This is a genomic window from Streptococcus oralis, from assembly GCF_018448765.2.
Classification (GTDB): domain Bacteria; phylum Bacillota; class Bacilli; order Lactobacillales; family Streptococcaceae; genus Streptococcus; species Streptococcus oralis_BM.
In genome coordinates this window covers 195,506-218,812 of the sequence record NZ_JAHCMC020000001.1, presented here as the reverse complement: position 1 = coordinate 218,812, position 23,307 = coordinate 195,506, and the positions used below count along the sequence as shown (strand labels likewise).

Below are 23,307 nucleotides of genomic sequence, written 5' to 3'. Positions count from 1 at the left end.
CCAAAATTGAAAGTTGTATAATGCTAGCTGGAGGAAATAATCATGGATTTACAAACTATTTTTGCATATGGGTTCATTCTCATTTTCATCATCACAGAAACGTGGATTAAAAGGAAAACAAAATCAAACAATGAAAATAACTCTGAAGACAAAGGAAGTCGTTACATCATTATTGGTAGTGTTGTTTGTTGTCTTCTATTAATGAATGAACAACTTCTACCTTCTATAGCTCAATTGCCACATTTTTTGATCTATATTGGAATTCTCCTTTCTCTAGCCGGCTTTGTATTACGTATCTATGCAGTTAATTATCTTGGGAAGAATTTTACACTTGCGGTTCAAACAACAGATAGTCAGCAGTTGGTAGAAGCAGGGCCCTATTCTATAGTAAGAAATCCTGCCTATACTGGTAGCATCGTATCCATACTTGGCTTGTCAATTGTTTCATTAAATCCTCTCACAATTATTATTTGTCTCATTCTATTGGTAGTTGGTTACAGTATTCGATTAAAAGTAGAAGAAAAAGCCTTATACAATCATTTTGGAAAAGCATATGAAACATACTGTCAAAAGGTTCGCTATCGAATTTTCCCTTATATTTGGTAATTTCACTCAAATATAACATATCTTTCAACTAGGTTTGACTGATTGCTAAACATGATAAATATTTTTTTAATGAAGGATTGAGTTTTGCGTTATGCAAGATTCAATCCTTTTAGTTTAATTTCATTCTGTCTATATCTCCTTTATGGTATCATTCTCCAAAATGATTCTAGCCTTCCTTTCATAACATCACATCCCCCAAAAATTTTTACTTTTTCGGAACTATTGATTTAAATCATATCCTTTAACTCAAAATTAGCTCCTAATCGGAGCTAACTTCTATTAACTATTTGTCTCTAACATCTTCTCACGTCCGAGCTCTCGATAGCTACGGTCACCAACAACTTCTACGCTAAACTGACCGTCCTCATATTCAAGAATCGTCACGCTACCATTATCTAAACCATGCGGATGCATGCCGTTGATCAGGTAAACAATGGTCCCAATCGTCATTCCATGGCTCACGACGAGAGCATTGCCCCCACCTTGTTCTTCCATTTCTTTGGCAATCGCTTCAAAGCCTTCCTTGATTCGACTACTGAGTTTTTTCCAACCTTCAGCCCAGCCTGCAGTATCAACCTCTACCAAACCCTCAGCCAGTTCAGCATAAGACAATTGGTGAACATGGTCTACATTGAAAATTCTCGGAATCAATCCCATAAAGAGGTCCCCATCATAGGCTCCATCAAAACTACCAAAGCACCACTCTCTGATGCGCTTGTCCATGCGGTAAGGGATTTTTCCCTGCAAGCCAAGTTCTTCTAGGATAATTCCCATAGTTTGAATGGTGCGCCCTGAATCACTGGAATAAGCGCGGTCAAATTGTAAACCAGACTCTCTCAAGCCAATTCCCAGTTCATGGATTCCCAACTCACCTTCTGCGGTCAGAGGCGTATCACTCCATCCTTGTGCACGTCCAATCGTGTTAAACATCGTTTTTCCATGACGGACCAAGTACAATCTTACTTTAGACATTTTCTATCCTCCATTTTCTTCTATTATATCATGGATCAAAGAAATATTCGGCTTTCAAAAGCAAAGCCAACATTTGTAAATTATCCAAAAGAAAAGCTACCCTCATGGTAGCTTCCCTAGGAGATTATTATGAAAAAGTTTAGGATTTCTATTAAATAAAGTTAGGAGGTCTTTATTTAATGATTATAGTATACACAGTCATCCTTAAACTCAACTTAAATCTTCTCGCTTTTTTATTAATTTTTAAAACTATGGATTGGAGCTGGGATTTGCCCACCGCGATAAATGAAATCAACAGACGAAGCCCTGTTGACTTTCATCACTGGAGCTGTCCCTAGCAATCCACCAAACTCAATCATATCGCCTTCTTTGCCCTTTGGAATAATACGAACAGCTGTCGTTTTCATGTTAATAACACCGATTGCCGCCTCATCCGCAATCATAGCCGCAATGGTTTCAGCAGGCGTATCTTCCGGAATGGCAATCATATCCAGTCCAACTGAACAGATAGCAGTCATGGCTTCTAGTTTCTCTAAATTTAGAGAGCCATCTTGCACCGCAGCAATCATCCCCTCATCTTCAGAAACGGGGATAAAAGCACCTGACAAGCCACCGACTTGGTTACAAGCCATCACTCCGCCCTTCTTAACTTGGTCATTCAAAAGGGCGAGGGCAGCCGTCGTCCCATGCGTACCAACTGTTTCTAGGCCCATTTCCTCAAGGACACGAGCCACAGAATCACCAACCGCAGGAGTTGGCGCCAAACTTAGGTCGACAATTCCAAAGTCAACACCCAGTCTCTCGCTGGCCATCTGACCAACTAATTGACCGATACGAGTAATCTTAAAGGCCGTTTTCTTGACCGTCTCGGCTACTACATCAAAGCTCTGTCCACGAACCTTTTCCAAGGCGCGCTTGACCACACCAGGACCCGAAACTCCGACATTGATGATAACATCTGCTTCGCCAACACCATGGAAAGCCCCTGCCATAAAAGGATTGTCCTCAACAGCATTAGCAAATACGACCAACTTGGCCGCACCCATATCTGATAGCGCAGCTGTCTCCTTGATGATACGTCCCATGTCTGCAACTGCAGTCATGTTGATACCTGACTTAGTTGAGCCAATGTTAACAGACGAACAAACCTTGTCTGTCTCAGCTAGAGCGCGTGGGATAGAATTGATGAGAATTTCATCTCCTTTTTGGTAGCCTTTTTGTACCAAAGATGAGAATCCACCGATAAAGTCAACACCAATCTCCTTGGCAGCCTTGTCAAGTGCCTTTGCCAAAACAACATAGTCTGTCGCATCAGTCGCAGCACCAATTAAAGAAATCGGAGTCACCGATACCCGTTTATTAACAATAGGAATCCCAAGTTCTGCAGCAATTTCATCTCCCACAGCCACTAGATTTGCAGCTTTAGTGGTGATTTTTTGGTAAATCTTTTCAGCAGCACGATTGATATCTGGATCAATACAGTCCAAAAGGGAAATCCCCATGGTGATGGTTCTGATATCGAAGTTCTGCTCTTCGATCATGGCAATGGTTTCCGTAACTTGTCTAATATCCATGATAACCTCCTAGATATTGTACATAGCATCAAAAATCGCTGCACTTTGAATATTGATTTTGACATTCAAGGTCTGACCGAATGTTTCAAACTCATTTCTGAGAGAGGTAAAATCTTGTTTTTCGTCACTAGAAACGACCGCCATCATGGTAAAGTATTCATCCAACACCGTCTGAGAAATATCGTCAATATTCAACCCCAACTCTGCAATCTTAGTAGACACGCCTGCAACAATCCCAGCCTTGTCCTTACCAACCACTGTAATAATAGCCTTCATCCTTATACCCCATTTCTACGATTTTTAGAAAAACTGAACGTTTTTGATTTTCTTTTTCCCTAGTATAGCATATTTCCGTAAAAAACACTAAAAAACGCCTGCTTACGAAGTTGTTCTTAAGAAAAAAACAATTTCGTAAACAAGCGTCTACCCTATCAAATGATGATGAGTGTTCCCGCTAGGACCGAAGTCCCAGCGGTAGACCAGAGCTAGACTAAGAGCACAAGACTCCATCATCATAACACTCAACAAAATTGATGATTTTATACTAATTCGATGATCGCCATTGGCGCAGCATCACCACGACGTGGTTCAGTTTTAAGGATACGAGTGTATCCACCGTTACGTTCAGCATAACGAGGTGCGATTTCTGAGAACAATTTTTGAAGTGCTGTAGTAGAAGTGTACTTATCAGTTGCTTCATCATAGTTTTCAGATGCGATTTCATTACGTACGAAAGCAGCTGCTTGACGACGTGCATGCAAATCACCACGTTTACCTAGAGTAATCATTTTTTCAACAGTTTTACGGATTTCTTTAGCACGAGCTTCAGTTGTCACGATTGATTCGTTGATCAAAAGGTCAGTTGTCAAATCGCGAAGCATTGCTTTACGTTGTGAGCTAGTGCGTCCTAGTTTACGGTAAGCCATGTATTCCTCCTTTATTTATCTTTTAATCCAAGACCCAAGTCAATGAGTTTGAGTTTCACTTCTTCCAAACTCTTACGTCCAAGATTTCGTACTTTCATCATCTCTGCTTCAGATTTTTCTGTCAAATCATGCACAGTATTGATACCGGCACGTTTCAAACAGTTATATGAACGCACAGACAAGTCCAGTTCCTCAATCGTACGATCCAAAATACGGTCGTCCGATTCAGTATCAGCTTCTTTCATCACTTCTGCAGATTTAGCAATCTCTGTAAGATTTGTAAACAAATCAAGATGTTCTGTCAAGATACGTGCTGAAAGCCCTAAAGCATCTTCTGGAATAATTGTTCCATTTGTCAAGATTTCAAGGGTTAATTTGTCAAAACCATCGTTACTACCTACACGAGCAGGTTCAACTTGATAGTTGACTTTTGTAACTGGTGTATAAATAGAATCTACAGCAAGTGTTCCAACTGGCGCATTATCTTTTTTGTTTTCATCAGCAGGCACATATCCACGACCACTGTTAACAGTCATTGTCGCCTTTAGAGAAGAACCTTCACCGATTGTAAAGAGATAATGATCTGGATTTACAATCTCAATATCACTGTCAGTCAAAATATCTCCAGCTGTAATTTCAGCAGGACCTTCAACGTCAAGCTCAATGATTTTTTCGTCTTCAACGTATGATTTCACTGCAATCCCTTTAATGTTCAGAATGATTTGCATCACGTCTTCACGAACACCTGGAACTGTGTCAAACTCATGTAACACACCATCAATGTTGATAGATGTCACAGCTGCCCCTGGTAGAGAAGCTAGTAGTACACGACGAAGAGAGTTACCAAGAGTTGTACCGTAGCCACGTTCAAGTGGTTCGATTACAAACTTGCCATAATCTTTATTTTCATCAATTTTTGTTATATTTGGTTTTTCAAACTCAATCATTTAGTTACTCCCTCTTAAACGAAAAGCAGTGTAATGCGATGATTATACACGGCGACGTTTTGGAGGACGAGCACCATTGTGTGGCACTGGAGTCACATCACGAATTGCTGTTACTTCAAGACCAGCGGCAGCAAGCGCACGAATAGCTGACTCACGACCAGAACCTGGACCTTTTACAGTAACTTCAACTGATTTAAGACCGTGTTCTTGTGCAGATTTAGCAGCAGCTTCAGAAGCCATTTGAGCAGCGAATGGTGTAGATTTACGAGAACCTTTGAAACCAAGAGCACCAGCTGATGACCAAGCAATTGCATTACCATGCACATCAGTAATCATAACAATAGTGTTATTAAATGTAGCGTGAATATGAGCAATACCAGATTCGATATTCTTTTTCACACGACGTTTACGTGTTGGTTTAGCCAAGACTTTTACCTCCTATATTATTTTTTCTTACCAGCAATCGCAACAGCTTTACCTTTACGAGTGCGAGCGTTATTTTTAGTGTTTTGTCCACGGACAGGAAGTCCACGACGGTGACGAATACCACGGTATGAACCGATTTCCATCAAACGTTTAATGTTCAAGTTTACTTCACGACGAAGGTCACCTTCAACTTTGATTGCATCCACTTCACGACGGATAGCATCTTCTTGATCTGATGTAAGGTCACGTACACGAACATCTTCTGAGATTCCAGCAGCAGCCAAAATTTTCTTAGATGTTGAAAGTCCGATACCATAAACGTAAGTCAATGAGATTACTACGCGTTTGTCATTTGGAATGTCAACTCCAGCAATACGAGCCATGTTTTCTCCTTTCTATCTTATCCTTGACGTTGTTTGTGTTTTGGATTTGCTGGGCAAATTACCATAACACGACCATTACGACGAATTACTTTACAGTATTCGCAAATTGGTTTGACCGATGGTCTTACTTTCATTTCTTATCCCTCCAAGTTTTTCGATTATTTAAAGCGGTAAGTGATACGTCCACGTGTCAAGTCATATGGACTCATCTCGACAGTAACACGATCTCCCGCTAAAATACGAATATAGTTTTTACGAATTTTACCAGAAACTGTTGCTAAAATCTGATGTCCATTTTCAAGTTCAACCGTAAACATTGCGTTCGGCATTGTATCGACTACTTTGCCTTCAACTTCAATCACATCGTCTTTTGCCACGCAAAAGCACCTCCATAAATTTCGATTCGATGCCTCAAGACACAGAGGCAACAATTATAAGTCAGACTATCTCAGTATAACATTTGTCGCGATTTTTTGCAAGTATGAAAAACGCTTTATTTCAAATTTGTCAATACTTTTTCGATGTCTTTGAACACATCATTGATATCTTGATTTCCTTCGATATCATGAACTAAACCTTTAGCACGATAGTGAGCAATGATTGGTTCACCTTGTGCAATATTGACATCCAAACGACGCTTCACTGTCTCAGGTTTATCATCTTCGCGTTGGTAGTAATCCTCTTCTTTGTAGTCAACTGGTGGATTGAAAACTTTGTGGAAAGTTTCACCTGTTTTGCGGTGAATGATACGGCCACTCAAGCGTTCCAAGAGACAGTCTGGATTCACTTCGATGTTGATTACTCCTTCAAGTTCAATACCAAGTTCAGCCAATGTTTCATCCAAGGCATGAGCTTGTTCAATCGTACGTGGGTAACCATCTAACAAGAAACCTGTTTCTTTGATATCGTCCTGTGAAAGGCGTTCTTTAACAATACCATTTGTAACTTCGTCTGGGACCAACTCACCTTTGTCAATATATGACTTTGCGAGTACACCCATTTCAGTTTGATTAGCCATTGCAGCACGGAACATATCGCCTGTTGAGATATGTGCAACATGGAATTTCTCCACAATTTTAGCTGCTTGCGTTCCCTTACCTGCTCCAGGTAAGCCCATAATCAAAAGATTCATGATAGGATCTCCTTATTTTGTATTTAAATAGAAGCAGAAATCTATTTCAACCCCTATTTAAAAACAAAATAGAAGAGAGGAGATAAAAATCTGACAACGTCTTCGATTTTTACACTCCACTCTCTGAGCAATAGTCAATTTTATTTCCTATTACAACTATTCTGTTGTGTCTAAGAAACCAACATACTTACGTTTCAATAGATACCCTTCCAATTGTTTAATTCCTTCAATACCTGTCGAGATAATGATTAGTAGACTTGTTCCCCCAAAAGCAACAACTTCTGAAAGGCCAAATACATCTTTAGCTACGATAGGTAAGATAGAAATAACACCTAGGAAGAGAGAGCCGACAGTAGCAAGACGACGAAGAAGTTTCGACATGTATTCTTCTGTCCCTTTACCAGGACGGACCCCATGAATGTAGGCTCCACTCTTTTGCAAGTTTTCTGCTGCCTTCTCTGGATTGATCTGTACAAACGTATAGAAGAATGTAAAGAGAATGATCAACAAGGCATACATAGCAACACCTGTCGGAGACGTTGTAGATAACATTTCCTGTGCTGTACGTACCCAAGCCCAATCATGACCTGTAGCACTCAAAAATTGAAGAATGGCTGCAGGTGCTGCTGTAATGGAACTTGCAAAGATAACTGGGATAACCCCTGCTGGGTTTACCTTCAAAGGGAGGTATGAACTTGATGGGGCTCCTTGAGCAACTTTTGTATATTGGATTGGGATTTTATATTCTGCCTGTTGAACATATGTTGTAAAGTAAACAATCAACAAGACAGCGATAATCAAAATAACAACAAAGATAATAGATGAAGTCAATCGGCTACTTGGGATATTGACAAAGTAGTCAACATAGATACCCTTAATCATCTCAGGAATTGAAGCGACAATACCTGCAAAGATGATCATAGAAACACCGTTACCATATCCTTTATCTGTAATTTGTTCCCCAAGCCAAGTTACAATCATACTACCTGCTGTTAGGATGATCCCAATGGTCACAAAGACTTGTGGAGTTAAATCTGTCGTTAATAATTTCGCTCCAGATAGAGTATTAAACCCTGCTGTAATCCCGATAGATTGAACAAATGCAAGCACCAGTGCAATATAACGAGTAGCCTGGTTTAGTTTTCTCCGTCCTACTTCCCCTTGTTTGCCCCATTCTACAAACTTCGGTAAAATATCCATTTGTAGCAATTGAACAACGATAGAAGCAGTGATGTACGGACTTACACCAAGTGCAAAAACGGAGAAGTTCTTCATGGCATTCCCTGAAACAAGACTAAGCATGTTTAAGAAAGATAAACCACTGAGAGCTTCTAAACTTTTTGCATTCACCCCTGGAACAGTAATACTTGTCCCAATACGGAAAACAAGAATGATAAAAATTGTAAAGAGAATTTTTGATCGAACTTGTTTAACCTTGAGAGCTTCTTTTAATAATTTAAAAAACATGGGTCACCTCTCTTAGATGACTTCTACAGAACCACCTTTAGCAGTGATAGCTTCCTCAGCTGATTTAGAGAATTTAGCCGCTTTAACAGTCAATTTCTTAGTCAATTCACCGTTACCAAGAATTTTAACGCCTGATTTTTCAGCTTTCACAATTCCTGCTTCGATAAGCACAACTGGAGTCACTTCAGCACCATCTTCAAAGACGTTCAATTGGTCAAGGTTTACAATTGCGTATTCTTTAGCGTTGATGTTAGTGAATCCACGTTTTGGAAGACGACGGAACAATGGAGTTTGTCCACCCTCAAAACCAAGGCGAACTCCGCCACCGCTACGAGCTTTTTGACCTTTTTGACCGCGACCAGATGTTTTACCGTTACCTGATGAAGTACCACGACCAACACGGTTACGTACTTTACGAGAACCTTCTGCAGGTTTCAATTCATGAAGTTTCATTATTATTTTCTCCTCTTTTGTAAAATGCTAGCGCCGATAAGAGAGAAAAGGTTGTCTCCCTTATCAACTCGCCTATACATCGTCATCTTAGATGACTATATCTAGTTTTAGGGGATGAGTATTGCCACATCCCCTAAAAATCATTAGTTTACTTCTTCAACTGTTACCAAGTGAGATACTGCAGTGATCATACCACGGATAGCAGCATTGTCTTCTTTAATAACAGAGCTGTTCAATTTGCCAAGTCCAAGTGCTACAACAGTTTTACGTTGTGATGGAATGCGTCCGATTGGAGACTTAGTCAAAGTAATTTTAATTTGAGCCATTTTATCCCCTTTCTTATGCCAAATCAGAAACTGAAATACCACGAAGGGCAGCAACTTCTTCAGCGCGTTTCAATTGTTTCAAACCTTCAACAGTTGCGCGAACAATGTTGATTGGAGTGTTAGAACCAAGTGATTTAGATGTAATATCTGCCACACCTGCCAATTCCACAACGGCACGAACTGCACCACCAGCGGCAACTCCAGAACCTTCTACAGCAGGTTTCAACAATACTTTAGCTCCACCGAATTCTGAAAGAACTTCGTGTGGGATTGTTGTTCCAACCATAGGAACTTCAATCAAGTTTTTCTTAGCATCTTCTACTGCTTTGCGGATTGCTTCTGGAACTTCTTGAGCTTTACCAGTACCAAATCCTACACGACCGTTGTGGTCACCGACAACAACAAGAGCTGCGAAACGAAGACGACGTCCACCTTTAACAACTTTTGTAACACGGTTGACAGCAACTACGCGTTCTTCTAATTCAACTGCATTGTCTTTAAATGCCATTTTCTAGTGTCCTCCTATTAGAATTTCAATCCGTTTTCACGAGCTGCATCAGCCAAAGCTTTCACACGTCCGTGATATAGATATCCACCGCGGTCGAACACCACTTCTGAAATACCTTTAGCGTTTGCACGTTCTGCAACGAGTTTACCGACAGCAACGGCTTGTTCAGTTTTAGTTCCTTTTGAAACTTCTTTGTCAAGAGTTGAAGCACTTGCGAGCGTTACACCCGCTACGTCATCAATCACTTGAGCGTAGATGCCTGTATTAGAACGGAATACGTTCAAACGTGGGCGATCAGCAGTTCCAGAGAGTTTTCCGCGAACGCGACGGTGGCGTTTTTGACGGAGTTTGTTTTTATCTGGTTTAGAAATCACAGTTTTCACCTCTTTAGTTTTAAATCGCGTGCTATGCACAAAGTTGGAAAATAGGTTGGTGGTTGAAAATCAACCACTCAACATTATTTACCTGTTTTACCTTCTTTAAGACGAACGTACTCTCCAACGTAACGAATACCTTTACCTTTGTAAGGTTCTGGTGAACGAAGGCTACGTACGTAAGCAGCTGTTTGCCCAACCACTTCTTTTGAAATTCCGCTAACAACAATTGTTGTTGGGTTTGGAAGTTCAAAAGTAATCCCTTCTGGAGCTTCAACTTCATCTGGATGAGATTTACCAACAGCCAAAACAAGTTTTGATCCTTGAAGTTGTGCACGGTAACCAACCCCACGCATTTCAAGTTCTTTCTTGAATCCTTCTGATACACCAATTACCATGTTGTTCAAAAGGGCACGAGTAGTTCCGTGGATAGTTTTCATTTCTTTTGAATCGTTTGGACGGTGAAGAGTTACTTCAGTACCTTCCACGCGAATTTCAATATCTTTTGAGAACTTACGAGTAAGTTCTCCTTTAGGTCCTTTTACAGTTACTACGTTGTCATTGTTAGTGACTTCAACACCAGCAGGCAACACGATAACTTTATTACCAATACGTGACATGTTTATTTTCTCCTGTTAAATTGTCAGGCCTTGACGGCCAGTTTTCACGGGGTTAAATCGATTTCTCGATTTAAAGGAACATTTAGGTTTCAATTTCAAAGTGAATCTAGGCATCGTCTTGCAGGCATAACTTTGGGTTAGGCAAGAGACGATAACGAAGAGTCACAAAGAAATTGGGAGCTAAATATTACCAAACGTAAGCGATAACTTCCCCACCAACGTTCTTTTGACGAGCTTCTTTATCAGTAAGCAAACCTTCAGAAGTTGAAAGGATAGCAATTCCAAGTCCGTTAAGAACTTTTGGAAGATCTTCACGTTTTTTGTAGACACGAAGTCCTGGTTTAGAAACACGTTTCAAGTTAGTGATAACTTTTTCACCGTTTGGTCCGTATTTAAGGAATACACGGATGATGCCTTGTTTGTCATCTTCGATGATTTCAACGTTTTTTACAAAACCTTCGCGTTTAAGGATTTCAGCAATCCCTTTTTTGATGTTTGATGCAGGTACTTCAAGTACTTCGTGTTTCGCTTGGTTAGCGTTACGAATACGAGTTAGGAAGTCTGCGATTGGGTCAGTCATAACCATTTTGTTTTTCTCCTCTTACTAGTAGTTTGCAAGTTGCACTTGCTAGTTAATGATTGAGCTGGGCTCAGATAGTATTGACACATTCAAATGAGAGAACTCTTATTTGAACACGAGCTACAACCTGTGCAAAAAAGATAAATTTGTTTTGGAGCATCGCTCCCTCACCAAATTTCCTATTTTCGCTGTGGTTGTTACGCTCTTTGTATCATGATATTACCAAGATGCTTTTGTTACACCAGGAATTTGTCCTTTGTAAGCTAATTCACGGAAGCAAACACGGCAAAGTTTAAATTTGCGGTAAACTGAATGTGGACGACCACATTTTTCACAACGAGTATAAGCTTGAGTAGAGAACTTCGCTGGACGTTTGTTCTTAGCAATCATTGATTTTTTAGCCATTAGATTTACCTCCTATATTATTTTGCAAAAGGCATTCCAAGGCCTGTAAGCAATGCACGTGACTCTTCGTCAGTGTTAGCAGTTGTTACGATAACGATGTCAAGACCACGAGTTTTGTCAACGTCATCAAAGTTGATTTCTGGGAAGATCAATTGTTCTTTCACACCAAGTGTGTAGTTTCCGCGTCCATCAAATGATTTTGTTGGAACACCGTGGAAGTCACGCACACGTGGAAGTGAAACTGAAACCAATTTATCCAAGAATTCGTACATACGTTCCCCACGAAGGGTAACTTTTGCACCGATCGCTACACCTTCACGAAGACGGAAGCCGGCGATTGATTTTTTAGCTTTAGTGATAAGTGGTTTTTGACCTGAGATAAGCGCCAATTCTTCAGCAGCTTTTTCAAGGCTTTTAGCGTTTGATACAGCTTCACCAACACCCATGTTCAAAACGATCTTATCTACTTTAGGCACAGCCATCACTGATGAGTAGTTGAATTGTTCTGTCAAAGCAGGAACTACTTCATTAAGATATTTTTCTTTTAAACGATTTGCCATTATACTTCTCCTTTCCTTCGTGATTAATCAAGCACTTCGCCTGATTTTTTGTTGTAGCGAACTTTTTTACCGTCTACAAATTTGTAACCAACACGACCAGCTACACCATTTTTGTCCAAAACTTGGACGTTTGATACGTGGATAGCTGCTTCTTTCTCGATGATACCACCTTGAGGAAGCTCGTTAGTTGGACGTTGGTGTTTCTTAACGATGTTAACACCTTCAACGATAACTTTGTTTACTTTTGGAAGGGCAGTAAGGACAACAGCTTCTGTTCCCTTATCTTTACCAGCGATTACGCGAACTTTGTCGCCTTTTTTTACAAACATTAGGTTTCTCCTTAATTTTTCTTACGCCCACAAGGGCACCCTAGCTTGAAGCTAGGGGACTAGTTTGTTTCTAAAAATTAAAGTACTTCTGGAGCAAGTGACACGATCTTCATGAAGCCACCTTCACGCAATTCACGTGCAACTGGGCCAAAGATACGTGTTCCGCGAGGAGTTTTGTCATCACGGATGATAACAGCTGCATTTTCGTCAAACTTGATGTATGAACCATCAGCGCGACGAGCACCTGATTTAGTACGAACGATAACAGCTTTTACAACGTCACCTTTTTTAACCGCACCACCAGGAGTAGCTTGTTTTACAGATGCCACAATGACATCACCGATGTTCGCAAATTTACGTTTAGAACCACCAAGAACTTTGATAGTCAAGATTTCGCGTGCACCGCTGTTGTCTGCGACTTTCAAACGAGTTTCTGTTTGAATCATTTCAGTTTTCTCCTTTCAGGCTTGATTAGATGATAACCGCTTCTTCAACAACTTCTACAAGACGGAAACGTTTTGTAGCTGAAAGCGGGCGAGTTTCCATGATACGTACGATATCGCCTTCTTTGGCAACATTGTTTTCATCATGTGCTTTGTATTTTTTAGAGTAGTTAATACGTTTACCATAGACTGGGTGGTTACGTTTTGTTTCAACTACAACTGTGATTGTCTTGTCCATTTTGTCAGATACAACACGTCCAACAAGAACTTTACGATTATTGCGTTCCATTGAAATTTCTCCTTCCCTAGTCTATTATTTCGCTTCAGATTGAACTGTTTTGATACGAGCGATTTGTTTTTTAACTTCTTTCAAGCGAGCTGTTTGTTCCAATTGACCAGTAGCAGCTTGGAAACGAAGTTCAAACAATTCTTTTTTCAATTCGTTTTCGCGCTTCGCGAGTTCTTCTTGAGAAAGACCACGAAGTTCTTTAACAAATTCTTTTACTTCATTAAGTTTCATGCCTTCTCCTTATTCTGCTTCACGTTTTACGAATTTAGTTTTAACTGGCAATTTGTGGCTAGCAAGACGAAGCGCTTCACGTGCAATCTCTTCAGATACACCAGCAATTTCGAACATCACTTTACCACGTTTAACTGGTGCTACCCAACCTTCAGGTGCCCCTTTACCAGATCCCATACGCACACCGATAGCTTTAGCAGTGTATGATTTGTGTGGGAAGATTTTAATCCAAACTTTACCACCACGTTTCATGTAACGAGTCATGGCGATACGAGCAGCTTCGATTTGGCGGTTAGTGATCCAGTGGCTAGTTGTAGCTTGAAGACCGTATTCACCGAATGCTACTTCTTTTCCACCTTTTGCTTCACCGCGCATTTTTCCACGGAATTCACGACGGTGTTTAACACGTTTAGGTACTAACATTGGTTATTTACCTCCTTTAGTGTTTTTACGAGCTGGAAGAACTTCACCACGGTAGATCCATACTTTAACACCAAGTTTACCGTATGTAGTATCTGCTTCTTCCCAAGCGTAATCGATATCTGCACGAAGTGTGTGGAGTGGAACAGTTCCTTCTGAGTATCCTTCAGCACGGGCAATATCTGCACCGTTCAAACGACCTGATACTTGAGTTTTGATTCCTTTAGCTCCAGCACGCATTGCGCGTTGGATTGCTTGTTTTTGTGCACGACGGAAAGCAACACGTTGCTCCAATTGACGAGCAATTCCTTCACCTACAAGGTGAGCATCCAAATCAGGTTGTTTGATTTCGATGATGTTGATGTGTACTTGTTTTCCAGTCAATTTGTTAAGTTTTGCACGGAGTGCATCAACGTTAGCGCCACCTTTACCGATAACCATACCTGGTTTAGCAGTGTGAAGTGAAACGTTAACTTTGTTCACTGCGCGTTCGATTTCGATAGTTGAAACTGCTGCGTCAGCAAGTTCTTTTTGAACGAATTTACGGATTGCAAGATCTTCATGAAGGTAATCCGCGTATTCTTTTTCAGCATACCATTTGGCATCCCAATCACGGATGATGCCGACACGCATACCAATTGGATGTACTTTTTGACCCACGATGTTACCTCCTTATTTTTCTGCAACAGCTACAGTGATGTGAGCTGTACGTTTGTTGATTGGTGAAGCTGAACCTTTCGCACGTGGACGGAAACGTTTCATAGTTGGTCCTTCGTTTGCGAATGCCTCAGATACTACCAAGTTAGCTTTGTCCAAACCAAAGTTGTTTTCAGCGTTAGCTACAGCTGAATTCAAAACTTTCAAGATGATTTCAGCAGCTTTGTTTGGAGTGAATGTCAAGATTGCAATAGCGTCGGCTACGCTTTTACCACGAATATTGTCAAGAACAAGACGTGATTTACGAGGTGAAACACGTACTGTACGAGCCATTGCTTTAGCTGAAGTAATTTCTGCCATTTATGTTCTCCTTATTTTCTACGTGTTTTCTTGTCGTCTGCAGCGTGACCTTTGTAAGTACGAGTTGGTGCAAATTCACCAAGTTTGTGACCTACCATGTCTTCTTGGATGTAAACAGGTACGTGTTTACGTCCGTCATAAACTGCAATAGTGTAACCAATGAAACTTGGGAAGATCGTTGAGCGACGTGACCAAGTTTTGATAACTTTTTTCTTTTCATCGTTAGCTTGAGCTTCAACTTTTTTCATCAAATGCTCATCGACGAAAGGTCCTTTTTTAAGACTGCGTCCCATTTTTATGTTTTCTCCTTTAAATATTGTACCACAGCGGCTTGCGCTCACATGGAGCGCTACCGAGCTGGCGGATTTCCTAGTTGCTTAAGCGACTAGTTTACTATTATTTCTCGTTGCGACGACGAACGATAAGTTTGTCAGATTTCGCTTTCTTGTTACGAGTTTTAAGACCAAGAGCAGGTTTGCCCCATGGAGTAGATGGCGCTTTACGACCAACTGGTGCTTTACCTTCACCACCACCGTGTGGGTGATCGTTAGGGTTCATTACAGAACCACGAACTGTTGGGCGGATACCTTTCCAACGGCTACGTCCTGCTTTACCAAGGTTTACAAGTCCATGTTGTTCGTTTCCGACAACACCAACTGTAGCACGACAAGTTCCAAGAATCATACGAACTTCGCCAGATTGAAGACGAACAAGAACGTATTTACCTTCTTGACCCAATACTTGAGCAGAAGCTCCAGCTGCACGGACCAATTCTCCACCACGACCTGGTTTCAACTCGATGTTGTGGATCAAAGTACCAACTGGGATGTTAGCAAGTGGAAGAGCGTTTCCGACTTTGATATCTGCTTCAGGACCTGAAACGATACGTTGACCAACTTCAAGACCTTTTGGAGCGATGATGTATGCTTTCACACCGTCCGTGTAGTGTACAAGAGCGATGTTTGCAGAACGGTTTGGATCGTACTCGATAGTTTTAACAACTGCTTCAACGTTGTCTTTGTTACGTTTGAAGTCAACCAAACGGTAGAAACGTTTGTGCCCACCACCTTGGTGACGAACAGTGATACGACCGTTGTTGTTACGACCAGCCTTGTTCTTCAAAGCAACAAGCAATGATTTTTCAGGAGTGCTTGTTGTGATTTCAGCGAAATCCAAAGAAGTCATATTACGGCGACCGTTTGTTGTTGGTTTATAAACACGAATTCCCACGATATTTCCTCCTTAGATTATTCAGCTTCAGCAGCAAACAACTCGATTGCTTTTGAATCAGCTGTAAGAGTGATGATAGCTTTTTTAGTTTTGTTAGTAAAACCAGTGTAACGTCCAACACGTTTAGCTTTAGGTTTTACGTTGATTGTGTTGACATTTGCAACTTTAACACCTTCAAAAGCAGCTTCAACAGCTTGCTTAATCAAAAGTTTGTGTGCACGAGTGTCAACTTCAAATACATACTTTCCTGCTTCAAGTTGAGCCATTGAGCTTTCAGTGATAACAGGTTTTTTGATAACATCATACAAATTCATTATGCAAGAACCTCCTCGATTTTAGAGATAGCTGCTTGAGTAACAAGAAGTTTGTCACTATTTGCGATGTCAAGAACACTTGCAGTTGTAGCGGTCGCAACTTTCACGTTTGGAAGGTTACGAGCTGAAAGAGCTGCGAATTCGTTTCCTTCTTCAAGAATAACAAGGACTTTAGAATCGATGCTCAAAGCTGCAAGAACTTTTGCAAATTCAGCAGTTTTTGGAGCTGTAAATTCAAGAGAATCAACGGCTACAAATTTGTTTTCAGCAACTTTTTCTGAGTAAACAGATTTAAGCGCAAGGCGACGAACTTTTTGAGGAAGTTTGTACGCATAGCTACGTGGAGTTGGTCCGAAGACAGTTCCACCACCACGCCATTGTGGAGAGCGGATAGAACCTTGACGAGCACGTCCAGTTCCTTTTTGACGCCATGGTTTGCGTCCGCCACCTGAAACAGCTGAGCGATTTTTGACTGCGTGAGTTCCTTGACGAAGGCTAGCACGTTGGCTGATGATCACATCAAACACAACAGATTGGTTTGGTTCGATACCAAAGATTGCATCGTTAAGAACAACTTCGCCAGCTTGTTTACCAGTTTGGTCGAATAATGTTACATTTGCCATTTTGACTGTATTCCCCTTTCCTTATTATTTACCAGCTTTAACTGCTGACTTGATAGTGATAAGAGATTTCTTAGCACCTGGTACGTTACCTTTGATAAGGATAACGTTCTTTTCTGGAACAACTTGTACAACTTCAAGGTTTTGAATTGTTACGCGATCGCCACCCATACGTCCTGCAAGGTTTTTACCTTTGAACACGCGGTTAGGTGCAACAGGTCCCATAGAACCTGGACGACGGTGGTAACGAGAACCGTGAGCCATTGGTCCACGTGATTGTCCATGGCGTTTGATAACACCTTGGAAACCTTTACCTTTAGAAGTACCAGTTACGTCAACAACGTCTCCAGCTGCGAATGTTTCAACTGTGATTTCAGCACCAACTTCCAAGCCTTCAACGTTTTTGAATTCACGAATGAAGCGCTTAGGAGCCGTGTTAGCTTTCGCTACATGTCCTTTAGCAGGTTTGTTGCTCAATACTTCGCGTTTGTCATCGAAACCAACTTGGATAGCGTTGTATCCGTCTGTTTCAACAGTTTTAACTTGAAGAACAACGTTTGGAGTTGCTTCAATAACTGTTACAGGGATCAATTCGCCAGCTTCAGTGAAGATTTGAGTCATTCCCACTTTTTTCCCTAAGATTCCTTTTGTCATGAGAAAATAGTTCCTTTTCTATATTTTTTATTCAAAAAGTTTTTAACGAGCGTTTTTTATGCTCAAGCTTAAGATACAAAGGGCGTCAAACTCAAAGTGAAAATAGGAAACTGACACAGCGTCTAACAGACGCTAGAAAGTTTATCTTTTTCACACCGAGTTTAGCCCGTGTTCAATTAAATTGAAACACTAGCTTTTGCTCTTTTATATTTTAGATTACAGTTTGATTTCTACGTTTACACCACTTGGAAGATCCAATTTCATCAACGCATCAACTGTTTTTTGAGTTGGGTTAACGATATCGATCAAACGTTTGTGTGTACGCATTTCAAATTGTTCGCGAGAGTCTTTGTATTTGTGAGTCGCACGAATGATTGTGTAGAGGCTACGTTCAGTCGGAAGTGGGATTGGACCCGCAACTTGTGCACCTGTACGAGTAGCTGATTCTACGATTTTTGCAGCCGCTGTGTCAAGCGTACGGTGTTCGTAAGCTTTCAAACGGATACGGATTTTTTTGTTTGCCATCTTTTTCTCCTTTTCGTCTATTTAAGATAATAGGCTAGCTCCACAAGAAAACCGACGCGCGTTGCGTGGCAATGCAACCGAGCGTGTCGCAACCTCTTGCATCAAAGCTAAGGCTGTATTTTGCAGCACCATAATAGAATAACACAAAGCCCCTGCGATTGCAAGGGATTTGTTAGGTTTTTTTCGTTTTTTTGGGATGAAACTGTTTTCTATTTTTATCTTTCCGAGATTACGGATTTATATCTATAAAAAACTGTCTTTTCTTCTATACAATACGAGTCATTTTGACCTTGAATTTATCTTCTGATTGATCTACTAAGATATCTGCTTTAGACTCGGCTTCTCTATAGTAACACAGATACTGCTCCCGTCTCATCTGATGGCTAGCTAATACAAAAGATGCATCGCGATTTCTCATAGTTGTATCTCGAGCTAAGCGCCTCTTTAATTCGGTCTCCTCATCCGTGTAGAAACAGATAGTTTTGTCAAAGAGTTCCTTAGGTAGAAAACCCACAGACATCCCTTCAACAATCAGAATCGGTTTGGCTCCAGATAAGATCTCGCTAGCCTTCCACGGTTCATCGATTGTTAAGACATCCATACCTGCCTGCAAGGCGAGAATATCTCTCTGCAAACTTGCCAGTTCATGCGCCGCTGGCAGACAAGCTGTTACCTTTTGATCAGGTGCTTGCTTTGGTATTACCAGGTGACGTTCTGAAGTGATATAGGGATCTGTTTCTAGTAAATTTACTGTAGTAGAATCTAGGGCCTGATATAATTCCTGAGCGAAGGTTGACTTGCCTGAAGCTCCATGACCGTAAATCCCCAGCGTCCTAACCCTTCCCGTTTCAATCTCTGAAACCAGTTGTTCTATCAGGTCTTTTTTCTTCATTCTCTCTTCACCTGTTCATAGCTTTCTTTTCCGTCATTAAGCTTGTCCCAAATCACCACTTGCCCACTTTTGAGAGATTTTTGCACATCGATAATCCGTTGATTAGAGGAACCTCGAAACTGGAGCATGAGATTGCGCTTGCTTTTATCATACCGTCCATCGACAAGGATGTCAATCAGCGATAAGAGTTCCAGTTTATCTGGAGTCTCCAGCATCATTTCTTCCCACGTGTAGCCCGTCCAGGACCAGATGTCTTTGTCTGGCAATTCCTTTCGAATGCGTTTAACGAGTGGTAAGAGAATACCCGTATTAAGAAAGGGCTCTCCTCCTAGCAAGGTCAAGCCTTGAACATAAGGTTGGGCAAGATCTTCCATGATCTGTTCTTCTAACTCTGGCGTATAGGGAATGCCTGCGTTGAAAGACCAAGTCGCAACATTATAGCACCCTTCGCAGTGAAACATGCAACCTGATACATAGAGAGAATTGCGCACACCTTCTCCATCGACAAAGTTAAAGGCCTTGTAATCAATGATCCGCCCTTTACTAAGCTCCTCACTTTTCCATTCACCTGGTTTTGGTGTATTCCATGTCATGCTGTCTACTCCAAGTCTATCCAGTAGCGCTGACTTCTATCGATTGTATTTTCGTAAACACCGCCAGCGGAGAGAATCGTGCGGCGACTGGCTTCGTTGTCTTCATCGCAGGTAATCAGCACTCGTTCCAATCCTTGCTTTCGAGCCTCTGCTAGTCCTAATCTCAACTGCTCCTTCCCATATCCTTTGCCTCGTTGACTGGGACGGATAGAATAGCCAATATGACCGCCTTCCACAAATAATTTGTCATTCAAGGACAAGCGAAGGGCTAAAAATCCCAAAGGCAAGCCAGTCTCATCAAAGGATAAAAATTTGATTGCAGGAACCCAGCCTACTGGCAGGTTGGCAGCATCCTCCTGCTGCTCTACAATCTTTAAACAATCCTCATAATTCTTTGCTCGCTTCCAAGCGGAGCCCATGCCACCGTGCATATAGGATTTTGCTACATCGAACTCCGCAATCATCTCTAATATCGCTTCTTTATCTTCCAAAGTTGGTCGTCTTAGCTCCATGCTTCCTCCTTAATCGACATCAATCCAGTAACGTTCTACGCCATTACGAACATCCTCAAACGCCCCACCATTTGCCACAATCACCGCTCTACTAACAGGATTTTCTATACTACAGGTCACGAGCGCTTTTTTAATATTTTTTTGCTTGGCGACTTGCAAGCCTTGTCGGAGAGCTTCTTTGGCATAGCCTTTGCCTCTTTCAGAGGGGCGCACTGAGTATCCAATGTGTCCACCCTCTTCTAATAGAAAATCACTGAGACGTAAGCGAAGATTGAGAAACCCTACGGCTTGTCCATCTCTCGAAAAAGCAACTAACTGAATATCAGGCACCCACCCTTCAGGCAAATTAATCCCCATTTCATGGTTCTGATTACTTTCCAACCACTCTTCATAAACAAAATTCTCAGTATCCCAAAATCCGCCATCGTGGGCTGATTGGCTCTTTTCAAACTCTGCCATCATCTCTAAAACAGCTTCTTTATCTTCCAAACTTGGTCTACGTAGTTCCATCCTTACCTCCTGCTAAGAGAAAAGCGAGAGCGGACTCTCACTTTTATTTTTTCTTGTTCTTGTTTAAAAACTGTTCTCTAAGATTGAGCAAGCGTTCTTTTTTACCTGTTCCACCTTTCGAATGTTTCTCGTGATAACGGGTCACTTGTGCACGTCCCTTATCGTCTAATTGGTATTTCCCCATTCCATTTCCTTCTAATTTGTTACTTCATGTCCGGCTGTTTTAATGGTTGAACCATTCATGTGTTTGACACGCGCAGCGATTTCCTTGTGGCGTCCATTAACCATCGGACGCGCTTGAGGATTCCCCAGATAACCACACGTACGTTTGACCACGTCTACTGTTTTAGGGTCGCTATTGCCACAGTTGGGACAAGCAAATCCTCTCTCAGTTGGTTCAAAATCCCCTTCAAAGTCACACTTGTAGCAACGATCAATCGGAGTATTGGTCCCTAGATAACCGACACGGTCATAGGCATAGTCCCAAACAGCTTCCAGGGCTTTAGGATTTTGTTGAAGAACTGGATACTCACAGTAGTGGATGAAACCACCTGTTGCACCTGCCTCTGGATAAGCCTTCTCAAAGTCCAATTTTTCAAACGGTGTTGGATTTTTACGAACATCGTAGTGGAAAGAGTTGGTGTAGTATTCCTTATCTGTGATATCCGGAATAGAGCCGAACTTCTCTGTATCCAAGCGACAGAAGCGGTCTGTCAGACTTTCAGACGGTGTGGAGTAGATAGAGAAATGGTAACCATATTGGTCAGACCACTCTTCCACACGACGTTTCATATCGCGAATGATATCCAGTGTGAATTCCTTGGCTTCAGGATTGCTTTCCCAGCTGTTTCCAAAGAAGACTGTAGCCACTTCGTACAAACCGATGTAGCCCAGCGAAACTGTCGCACGGCGATTATTAAAGAGCTGATCAACGCTCTCGTCTTTTCCAAGACGGCGTCCGAAGGCCCCGTACTGATAGAGAATAGGGGCGTTTGCTGGTGTTGCTTCCTTGGTCCGTTCAACACGGTAAACTAGAGCATCTTCTGCGATATTCATCCGCTCGTTGAAGATTTCCCAGAACTTATTCATGTCGCCATCAGACTCAAGGGCAATGCGAGGAAGGTTGACCGTCACAACACCCAGATTCATCCGACCAGAATTGACTTCTACGCCATTCTCATCCTTCCATCCTTGAAGGAAAGAACGGCAGCCCATAGGTACCTTGAAAGAACCAGTCAACTCGATAATCTTATCATAGGATAAGACATCCGGGTACATCCGTTTGGTTGCACACTCAAGGGCCAACTGTTTGATGTCATAGTTTGGAGTCCCTTCTTCCAAATTAAGGCCTCTTTTAAGCGTAAAAATGAGTTTAGGGAAGATGGCTGTGCGGTGTTCTGAGCCAAGACCCTTGATACGAATGGTCAAGATAGCTTTTTGAATTTCCCGTTCAAAACGACTAGTTCCTAGACCAAAACCTAGTGAAGTAAAAGGTGTTTGTCCATTTGAAGTGAAGAGGGTGTTGATTTCATACTCAAGAGATTGCATGGCATCATAGATATCTTTTTGGGTTTTCTTCCAAGCATAATCATCCCGTTTTTCAGGCAAGACCCACTCTTCCGCATCCTTGAGGTGCTTTTGGTAATTCTTCTCTGCATAAGGTGCCAAGACTTCATCAATACGGTCAGCTGAACAGCCCCCGTACTGGCTAGAAGCAACGTTGGCGATGATCTGAGAAATCTGAGCTGTCGCAGTCTGGATAGACTTGGGACTCTCTACCTCTGCATTCCCAATTTTAAAACCATTTTCCAACATGCCTTTAAAATCAATCAAACAGCAGTTGGTCATAGGAGTGTAGGGGCTGTAGTCCAAGTCATGATAGTGGATATCCCCTTTTTGGTGAGCATTGGCTACGTGCTTAGGAAGCATTTGCAATCCGATTGATTTCCCTACAATCCCTGCTGTCAAATCACGTTGAGTGTTAAAGACATCGCTGTCTTTATTGGCATTTTCATTGACAACCGCCTGATCTTTATTGAGAAGTTTATGAATGCTAAAGTTGATATCTGTCGCTTTTGAGCGCTCAAAATCCCTTTGTGTCCGATAGGTGATATACTCTTCAGCCAAGGCATATTCTTTGGCTTCGAGAAGTTCATGTTCTACGATATTCTGAATCTCATAAATCTTCACACCTTTAGGGAAACGACTGTGAATTTCGGTAACGATTCTTTCAACTAGACCATTTAGGCGTTTTTCTACTAGAGGCGTAACGTCCATAACCTTTTCCGCCGCCTTATGGAGAGCCTTGTCAATCTTGTCTACATCAAATACTACACGTCTACCATCTCGTTTTTCAACGAACAAGGTGGGAACGGTTGCAAGCTTTTCTTCTAATACAATCATATCCATGCTCTTTTCTAAAATGTTGTTGAATTGTTTACATTCAGTATTATACCACTCTAAAAATAA

The 23,307-nt window shown here is 41.4% G+C and carries 39 protein-coding genes; 1 reads left to right on the top strand and 38 read right to left on the bottom strand.

Annotation, left to right across the window (positions count from 1 at the left end):
• Nucleotides 1-42: 42 nt before the first annotated feature.
• Nucleotides 43-606 (top strand): methyltransferase family protein, encoded by a 564-nt coding sequence (locus KIH88_RS01150; protein WP_000365731.1) that lies wholly within the window; start codon nt 43-45, stop codon nt 604-606.
• Nucleotides 607-885: 279 nt separating this feature from the next.
• On the opposite strand, the gene KIH88_RS01145 is transcribed toward KIH88_RS01150, so the two are convergent.
• The 38 genes from KIH88_RS01145 to nrdD form a co-directional block, all read right to left on the bottom strand.
• Entirely contained in the window at nt 886-1,578 is a 693-nt protein-coding gene (locus tag KIH88_RS01145; RefSeq protein ID WP_213988562.1) for a histidine phosphatase family protein, read from the bottom strand.
• Nucleotides 1,579-1,814: 236 nt separating this feature from the next.
• On the bottom strand, nt 1,815-3,152 hold the full coding sequence (locus tag KIH88_RS01140) for a PFL family protein (RefSeq protein WP_213988563.1): 1,338 nt from the start codon (nt 3,150-3,152) through the stop codon (nt 1,815-1,817).
• Between the two features lie 9 nt (nt 3,153-3,161).
• Complete coding sequence (locus KIH88_RS01135; protein ID WP_000644108.1) at nt 3,162-3,428, bottom strand: ACT domain-containing protein; 267 nt, start codon at nt 3,426-3,428, stop codon at nt 3,162-3,164.
• A 263-nt stretch (nt 3,429-3,691) separates the two neighbouring features.
• Entirely contained in the window at nt 3,692-4,078 is a 387-nt protein-coding gene (gene rplQ / locus KIH88_RS01130) for a 50S ribosomal protein L17 (RefSeq protein ID WP_000331493.1), read from the bottom strand.
• A gap of 11 nt (nt 4,079-4,089) precedes the next feature.
• The gene (locus tag KIH88_RS01125; protein ID WP_000568983.1) at nt 4,090-5,025 is read right to left on the bottom strand and encodes a DNA-directed RNA polymerase subunit alpha; all 936 of its coding nucleotides are present in this window, start codon (nt 5,023-5,025) and stop codon (nt 4,090-4,092) included.
• Between the two features lie 42 nt (nt 5,026-5,067).
• Nucleotides 5,068-5,451 carry a 30S ribosomal protein S11 gene (rpsK, locus tag KIH88_RS01120; protein ID WP_001118385.1) on the bottom strand — a complete coding sequence of 128 codons (384 nt, stop codon included), beginning with the start codon at nt 5,449-5,451 and terminating at the stop codon, nt 5,068-5,070.
• 17 nt (nt 5,452-5,468) lie between these two features.
• The gene (gene rpsM, locus KIH88_RS01115; RefSeq protein WP_000090786.1) at nt 5,469-5,834 is read right to left on the bottom strand and encodes a 30S ribosomal protein S13; all 366 of its coding nucleotides are present in this window, start codon (nt 5,832-5,834) and stop codon (nt 5,469-5,471) included.
• A gap of 17 nt (nt 5,835-5,851) precedes the next feature.
• Nucleotides 5,852-5,968, bottom strand: coding sequence for a 50S ribosomal protein L36 (gene rpmJ / locus KIH88_RS01110; RefSeq protein ID WP_001808836.1), 117 nt, complete (start codon nt 5,966-5,968; stop codon nt 5,852-5,854).
• A 24-nt stretch (nt 5,969-5,992) separates the two neighbouring features.
• The gene (gene infA, locus KIH88_RS01105; RefSeq protein WP_001029883.1) at nt 5,993-6,211 is read right to left on the bottom strand and encodes a translation initiation factor IF-1; all 219 of its coding nucleotides are present in this window, start codon (nt 6,209-6,211) and stop codon (nt 5,993-5,995) included.
• 116 nt (nt 6,212-6,327) lie between these two features.
• Entirely contained in the window at nt 6,328-6,966 is a 639-nt protein-coding gene (locus tag KIH88_RS01100; RefSeq protein WP_001050426.1) for an adenylate kinase, read from the bottom strand.
• A gap of 156 nt (nt 6,967-7,122) precedes the next feature.
• Nucleotides 7,123-8,433, bottom strand: a complete 1,311-nt coding sequence (gene secY / locus KIH88_RS01095) for a preprotein translocase subunit SecY (RefSeq protein WP_000465390.1) — start codon at nt 8,431-8,433, stop codon at nt 7,123-7,125.
• Between the two features lie 12 nt (nt 8,434-8,445).
• A complete protein-coding gene (rplO, locus tag KIH88_RS01090; RefSeq protein WP_000766089.1) occupies nt 8,446-8,886 on the bottom strand; it encodes a 50S ribosomal protein L15 in 441 nt (146 codons plus the stop codon).
• Nucleotides 8,887-9,029: 143 nt separating this feature from the next.
• The gene (rpmD, locus tag KIH88_RS01085) at nt 9,030-9,212 is read right to left on the bottom strand and encodes a 50S ribosomal protein L30 (RefSeq protein ID WP_000057241.1); all 183 of its coding nucleotides are present in this window, start codon (nt 9,210-9,212) and stop codon (nt 9,030-9,032) included.
• Nucleotides 9,213-9,225: 13 nt separating this feature from the next.
• Nucleotides 9,226-9,720 carry a 30S ribosomal protein S5 gene (gene rpsE, locus KIH88_RS01080; protein ID WP_000874204.1) on the bottom strand — a complete coding sequence of 165 codons (495 nt, stop codon included), beginning with the start codon at nt 9,718-9,720 and terminating at the stop codon, nt 9,226-9,228.
• Between the two features lie 17 nt (nt 9,721-9,737).
• The gene (gene rplR, locus KIH88_RS01075; RefSeq protein ID WP_000624044.1) at nt 9,738-10,094 is read right to left on the bottom strand and encodes a 50S ribosomal protein L18; all 357 of its coding nucleotides are present in this window, start codon (nt 10,092-10,094) and stop codon (nt 9,738-9,740) included.
• A gap of 83 nt (nt 10,095-10,177) precedes the next feature.
• The gene (gene rplF, locus KIH88_RS01070) at nt 10,178-10,714 is read right to left on the bottom strand and encodes a 50S ribosomal protein L6 (RefSeq protein ID WP_000086642.1); all 537 of its coding nucleotides are present in this window, start codon (nt 10,712-10,714) and stop codon (nt 10,178-10,180) included.
• Nucleotides 10,715-10,901: 187 nt separating this feature from the next.
• The gene (rpsH, locus tag KIH88_RS01065; RefSeq protein ID WP_000245504.1) at nt 10,902-11,300 is read right to left on the bottom strand and encodes a 30S ribosomal protein S8; all 399 of its coding nucleotides are present in this window, start codon (nt 11,298-11,300) and stop codon (nt 10,902-10,904) included.
• A gap of 213 nt (nt 11,301-11,513) precedes the next feature.
• Nucleotides 11,514-11,699 (bottom strand): type Z 30S ribosomal protein S14, encoded by a 186-nt coding sequence (locus KIH88_RS01060; RefSeq protein ID WP_001085697.1) that lies wholly within the window; start codon nt 11,697-11,699, stop codon nt 11,514-11,516.
• Nucleotides 11,700-11,716: 17 nt separating this feature from the next.
• Complete coding sequence (gene rplE, locus KIH88_RS01055) at nt 11,717-12,259, bottom strand: 50S ribosomal protein L5 (protein WP_000013542.1); 543 nt, start codon at nt 12,257-12,259, stop codon at nt 11,717-11,719.
• Between the two features lie 23 nt (nt 12,260-12,282).
• Nucleotides 12,283-12,588, bottom strand: coding sequence for a 50S ribosomal protein L24 (gene rplX, locus KIH88_RS01050; protein ID WP_000497691.1), 306 nt, complete (start codon nt 12,586-12,588; stop codon nt 12,283-12,285).
• Between the two features lie 77 nt (nt 12,589-12,665).
• Nucleotides 12,666-13,034 carry a 50S ribosomal protein L14 gene (gene rplN, locus KIH88_RS01045; RefSeq protein ID WP_000616547.1) on the bottom strand — a complete coding sequence of 123 codons (369 nt, stop codon included), beginning with the start codon at nt 13,032-13,034 and terminating at the stop codon, nt 12,666-12,668.
• A 25-nt stretch (nt 13,035-13,059) separates the two neighbouring features.
• Nucleotides 13,060-13,320, bottom strand: a complete 261-nt coding sequence (gene rpsQ / locus KIH88_RS01040) for a 30S ribosomal protein S17 (RefSeq protein ID WP_000440801.1) — start codon at nt 13,318-13,320, stop codon at nt 13,060-13,062.
• Nucleotides 13,321-13,344: 24 nt separating this feature from the next.
• On the bottom strand, nt 13,345-13,551 hold the full coding sequence (gene rpmC / locus KIH88_RS01035; protein WP_000772918.1) for a 50S ribosomal protein L29: 207 nt from the start codon (nt 13,549-13,551) through the stop codon (nt 13,345-13,347).
• Nucleotides 13,552-13,560: 9 nt separating this feature from the next.
• Nucleotides 13,561-13,974, bottom strand: a complete 414-nt coding sequence (gene rplP / locus KIH88_RS01030; RefSeq protein WP_000960947.1) for a 50S ribosomal protein L16 — start codon at nt 13,972-13,974, stop codon at nt 13,561-13,563.
• 3 nt (nt 13,975-13,977) lie between these two features.
• Nucleotides 13,978-14,631: a 30S ribosomal protein S3 gene (gene rpsC / locus KIH88_RS01025; protein WP_000529936.1), complete on the bottom strand. Its 654-nt coding sequence runs from the start codon at nt 14,629-14,631 to the stop codon at nt 13,978-13,980.
• 12 nt (nt 14,632-14,643) lie between these two features.
• Complete coding sequence (gene rplV / locus KIH88_RS01020) at nt 14,644-14,988, bottom strand: 50S ribosomal protein L22 (protein WP_000818137.1); 345 nt, start codon at nt 14,986-14,988, stop codon at nt 14,644-14,646.
• Between the two features lie 11 nt (nt 14,989-14,999).
• Complete coding sequence (gene rpsS / locus KIH88_RS01015) at nt 15,000-15,281, bottom strand: 30S ribosomal protein S19 (protein ID WP_000533766.1); 282 nt, start codon at nt 15,279-15,281, stop codon at nt 15,000-15,002.
• 103 nt (nt 15,282-15,384) lie between these two features.
• Nucleotides 15,385-16,218, bottom strand: a complete 834-nt coding sequence (rplB, locus tag KIH88_RS01010) for a 50S ribosomal protein L2 (RefSeq protein ID WP_000512905.1) — start codon at nt 16,216-16,218, stop codon at nt 15,385-15,387.
• 17 nt (nt 16,219-16,235) lie between these two features.
• Nucleotides 16,236-16,532: a 50S ribosomal protein L23 gene (locus KIH88_RS01005; protein ID WP_001055347.1), complete on the bottom strand. Its 297-nt coding sequence runs from the start codon at nt 16,530-16,532 to the stop codon at nt 16,236-16,238.
• A complete protein-coding gene (gene rplD / locus KIH88_RS01000; RefSeq protein ID WP_000024550.1) occupies nt 16,532-17,155 on the bottom strand; it encodes a 50S ribosomal protein L4 in 624 nt (207 codons plus the stop codon). The genes KIH88_RS01005 and rplD overlap by 1 nt, the downstream gene beginning before the upstream one ends.
• A gap of 24 nt (nt 17,156-17,179) precedes the next feature.
• The gene (gene rplC / locus KIH88_RS00995) at nt 17,180-17,806 is read right to left on the bottom strand and encodes a 50S ribosomal protein L3 (protein ID WP_000160197.1); all 627 of its coding nucleotides are present in this window, start codon (nt 17,804-17,806) and stop codon (nt 17,180-17,182) included.
• Nucleotides 17,807-18,022: 216 nt separating this feature from the next.
• On the bottom strand, nt 18,023-18,331 hold the full coding sequence (rpsJ, locus tag KIH88_RS00990) for a 30S ribosomal protein S10 (RefSeq protein WP_001284513.1): 309 nt from the start codon (nt 18,329-18,331) through the stop codon (nt 18,023-18,025).
• A gap of 265 nt (nt 18,332-18,596) precedes the next feature.
• Nucleotides 18,597-19,223, bottom strand: coding sequence for a uridine kinase family protein (locus tag KIH88_RS00985; RefSeq protein WP_109289599.1), 627 nt, complete (start codon nt 19,221-19,223; stop codon nt 18,597-18,599).
• Entirely contained in the window at nt 19,220-19,816 is a 597-nt protein-coding gene (gene nrdG, locus KIH88_RS00980) for an anaerobic ribonucleoside-triphosphate reductase activating protein (RefSeq protein ID WP_000220164.1), read from the bottom strand. The genes KIH88_RS00985 and nrdG overlap by 4 nt, the downstream gene beginning before the upstream one ends.
• Before the next feature lie 5 nt (nt 19,817-19,821).
• Nucleotides 19,822-20,328, bottom strand: a complete 507-nt coding sequence (locus tag KIH88_RS00975) for a GNAT family N-acetyltransferase (protein ID WP_213988564.1) — start codon at nt 20,326-20,328, stop codon at nt 19,822-19,824.
• A gap of 9 nt (nt 20,329-20,337) precedes the next feature.
• Nucleotides 20,338-20,838 carry a GNAT family N-acetyltransferase gene (locus tag KIH88_RS00970; RefSeq protein ID WP_213988565.1) on the bottom strand — a complete coding sequence of 167 codons (501 nt, stop codon included), beginning with the start codon at nt 20,836-20,838 and terminating at the stop codon, nt 20,338-20,340.
• A gap of 43 nt (nt 20,839-20,881) precedes the next feature.
• The gene (locus KIH88_RS00965) at nt 20,882-21,022 is read right to left on the bottom strand and encodes a hypothetical protein (protein WP_000521625.1); all 141 of its coding nucleotides are present in this window, start codon (nt 21,020-21,022) and stop codon (nt 20,882-20,884) included.
• A gap of 11 nt (nt 21,023-21,033) precedes the next feature.
• On the bottom strand, nt 21,034-23,241 hold the full coding sequence (gene nrdD, locus KIH88_RS00960; protein WP_213988566.1) for an anaerobic ribonucleoside-triphosphate reductase: 2,208 nt from the start codon (nt 23,239-23,241) through the stop codon (nt 21,034-21,036).
• Nucleotides 23,242-23,307 lie beyond the last annotated feature (66 nt).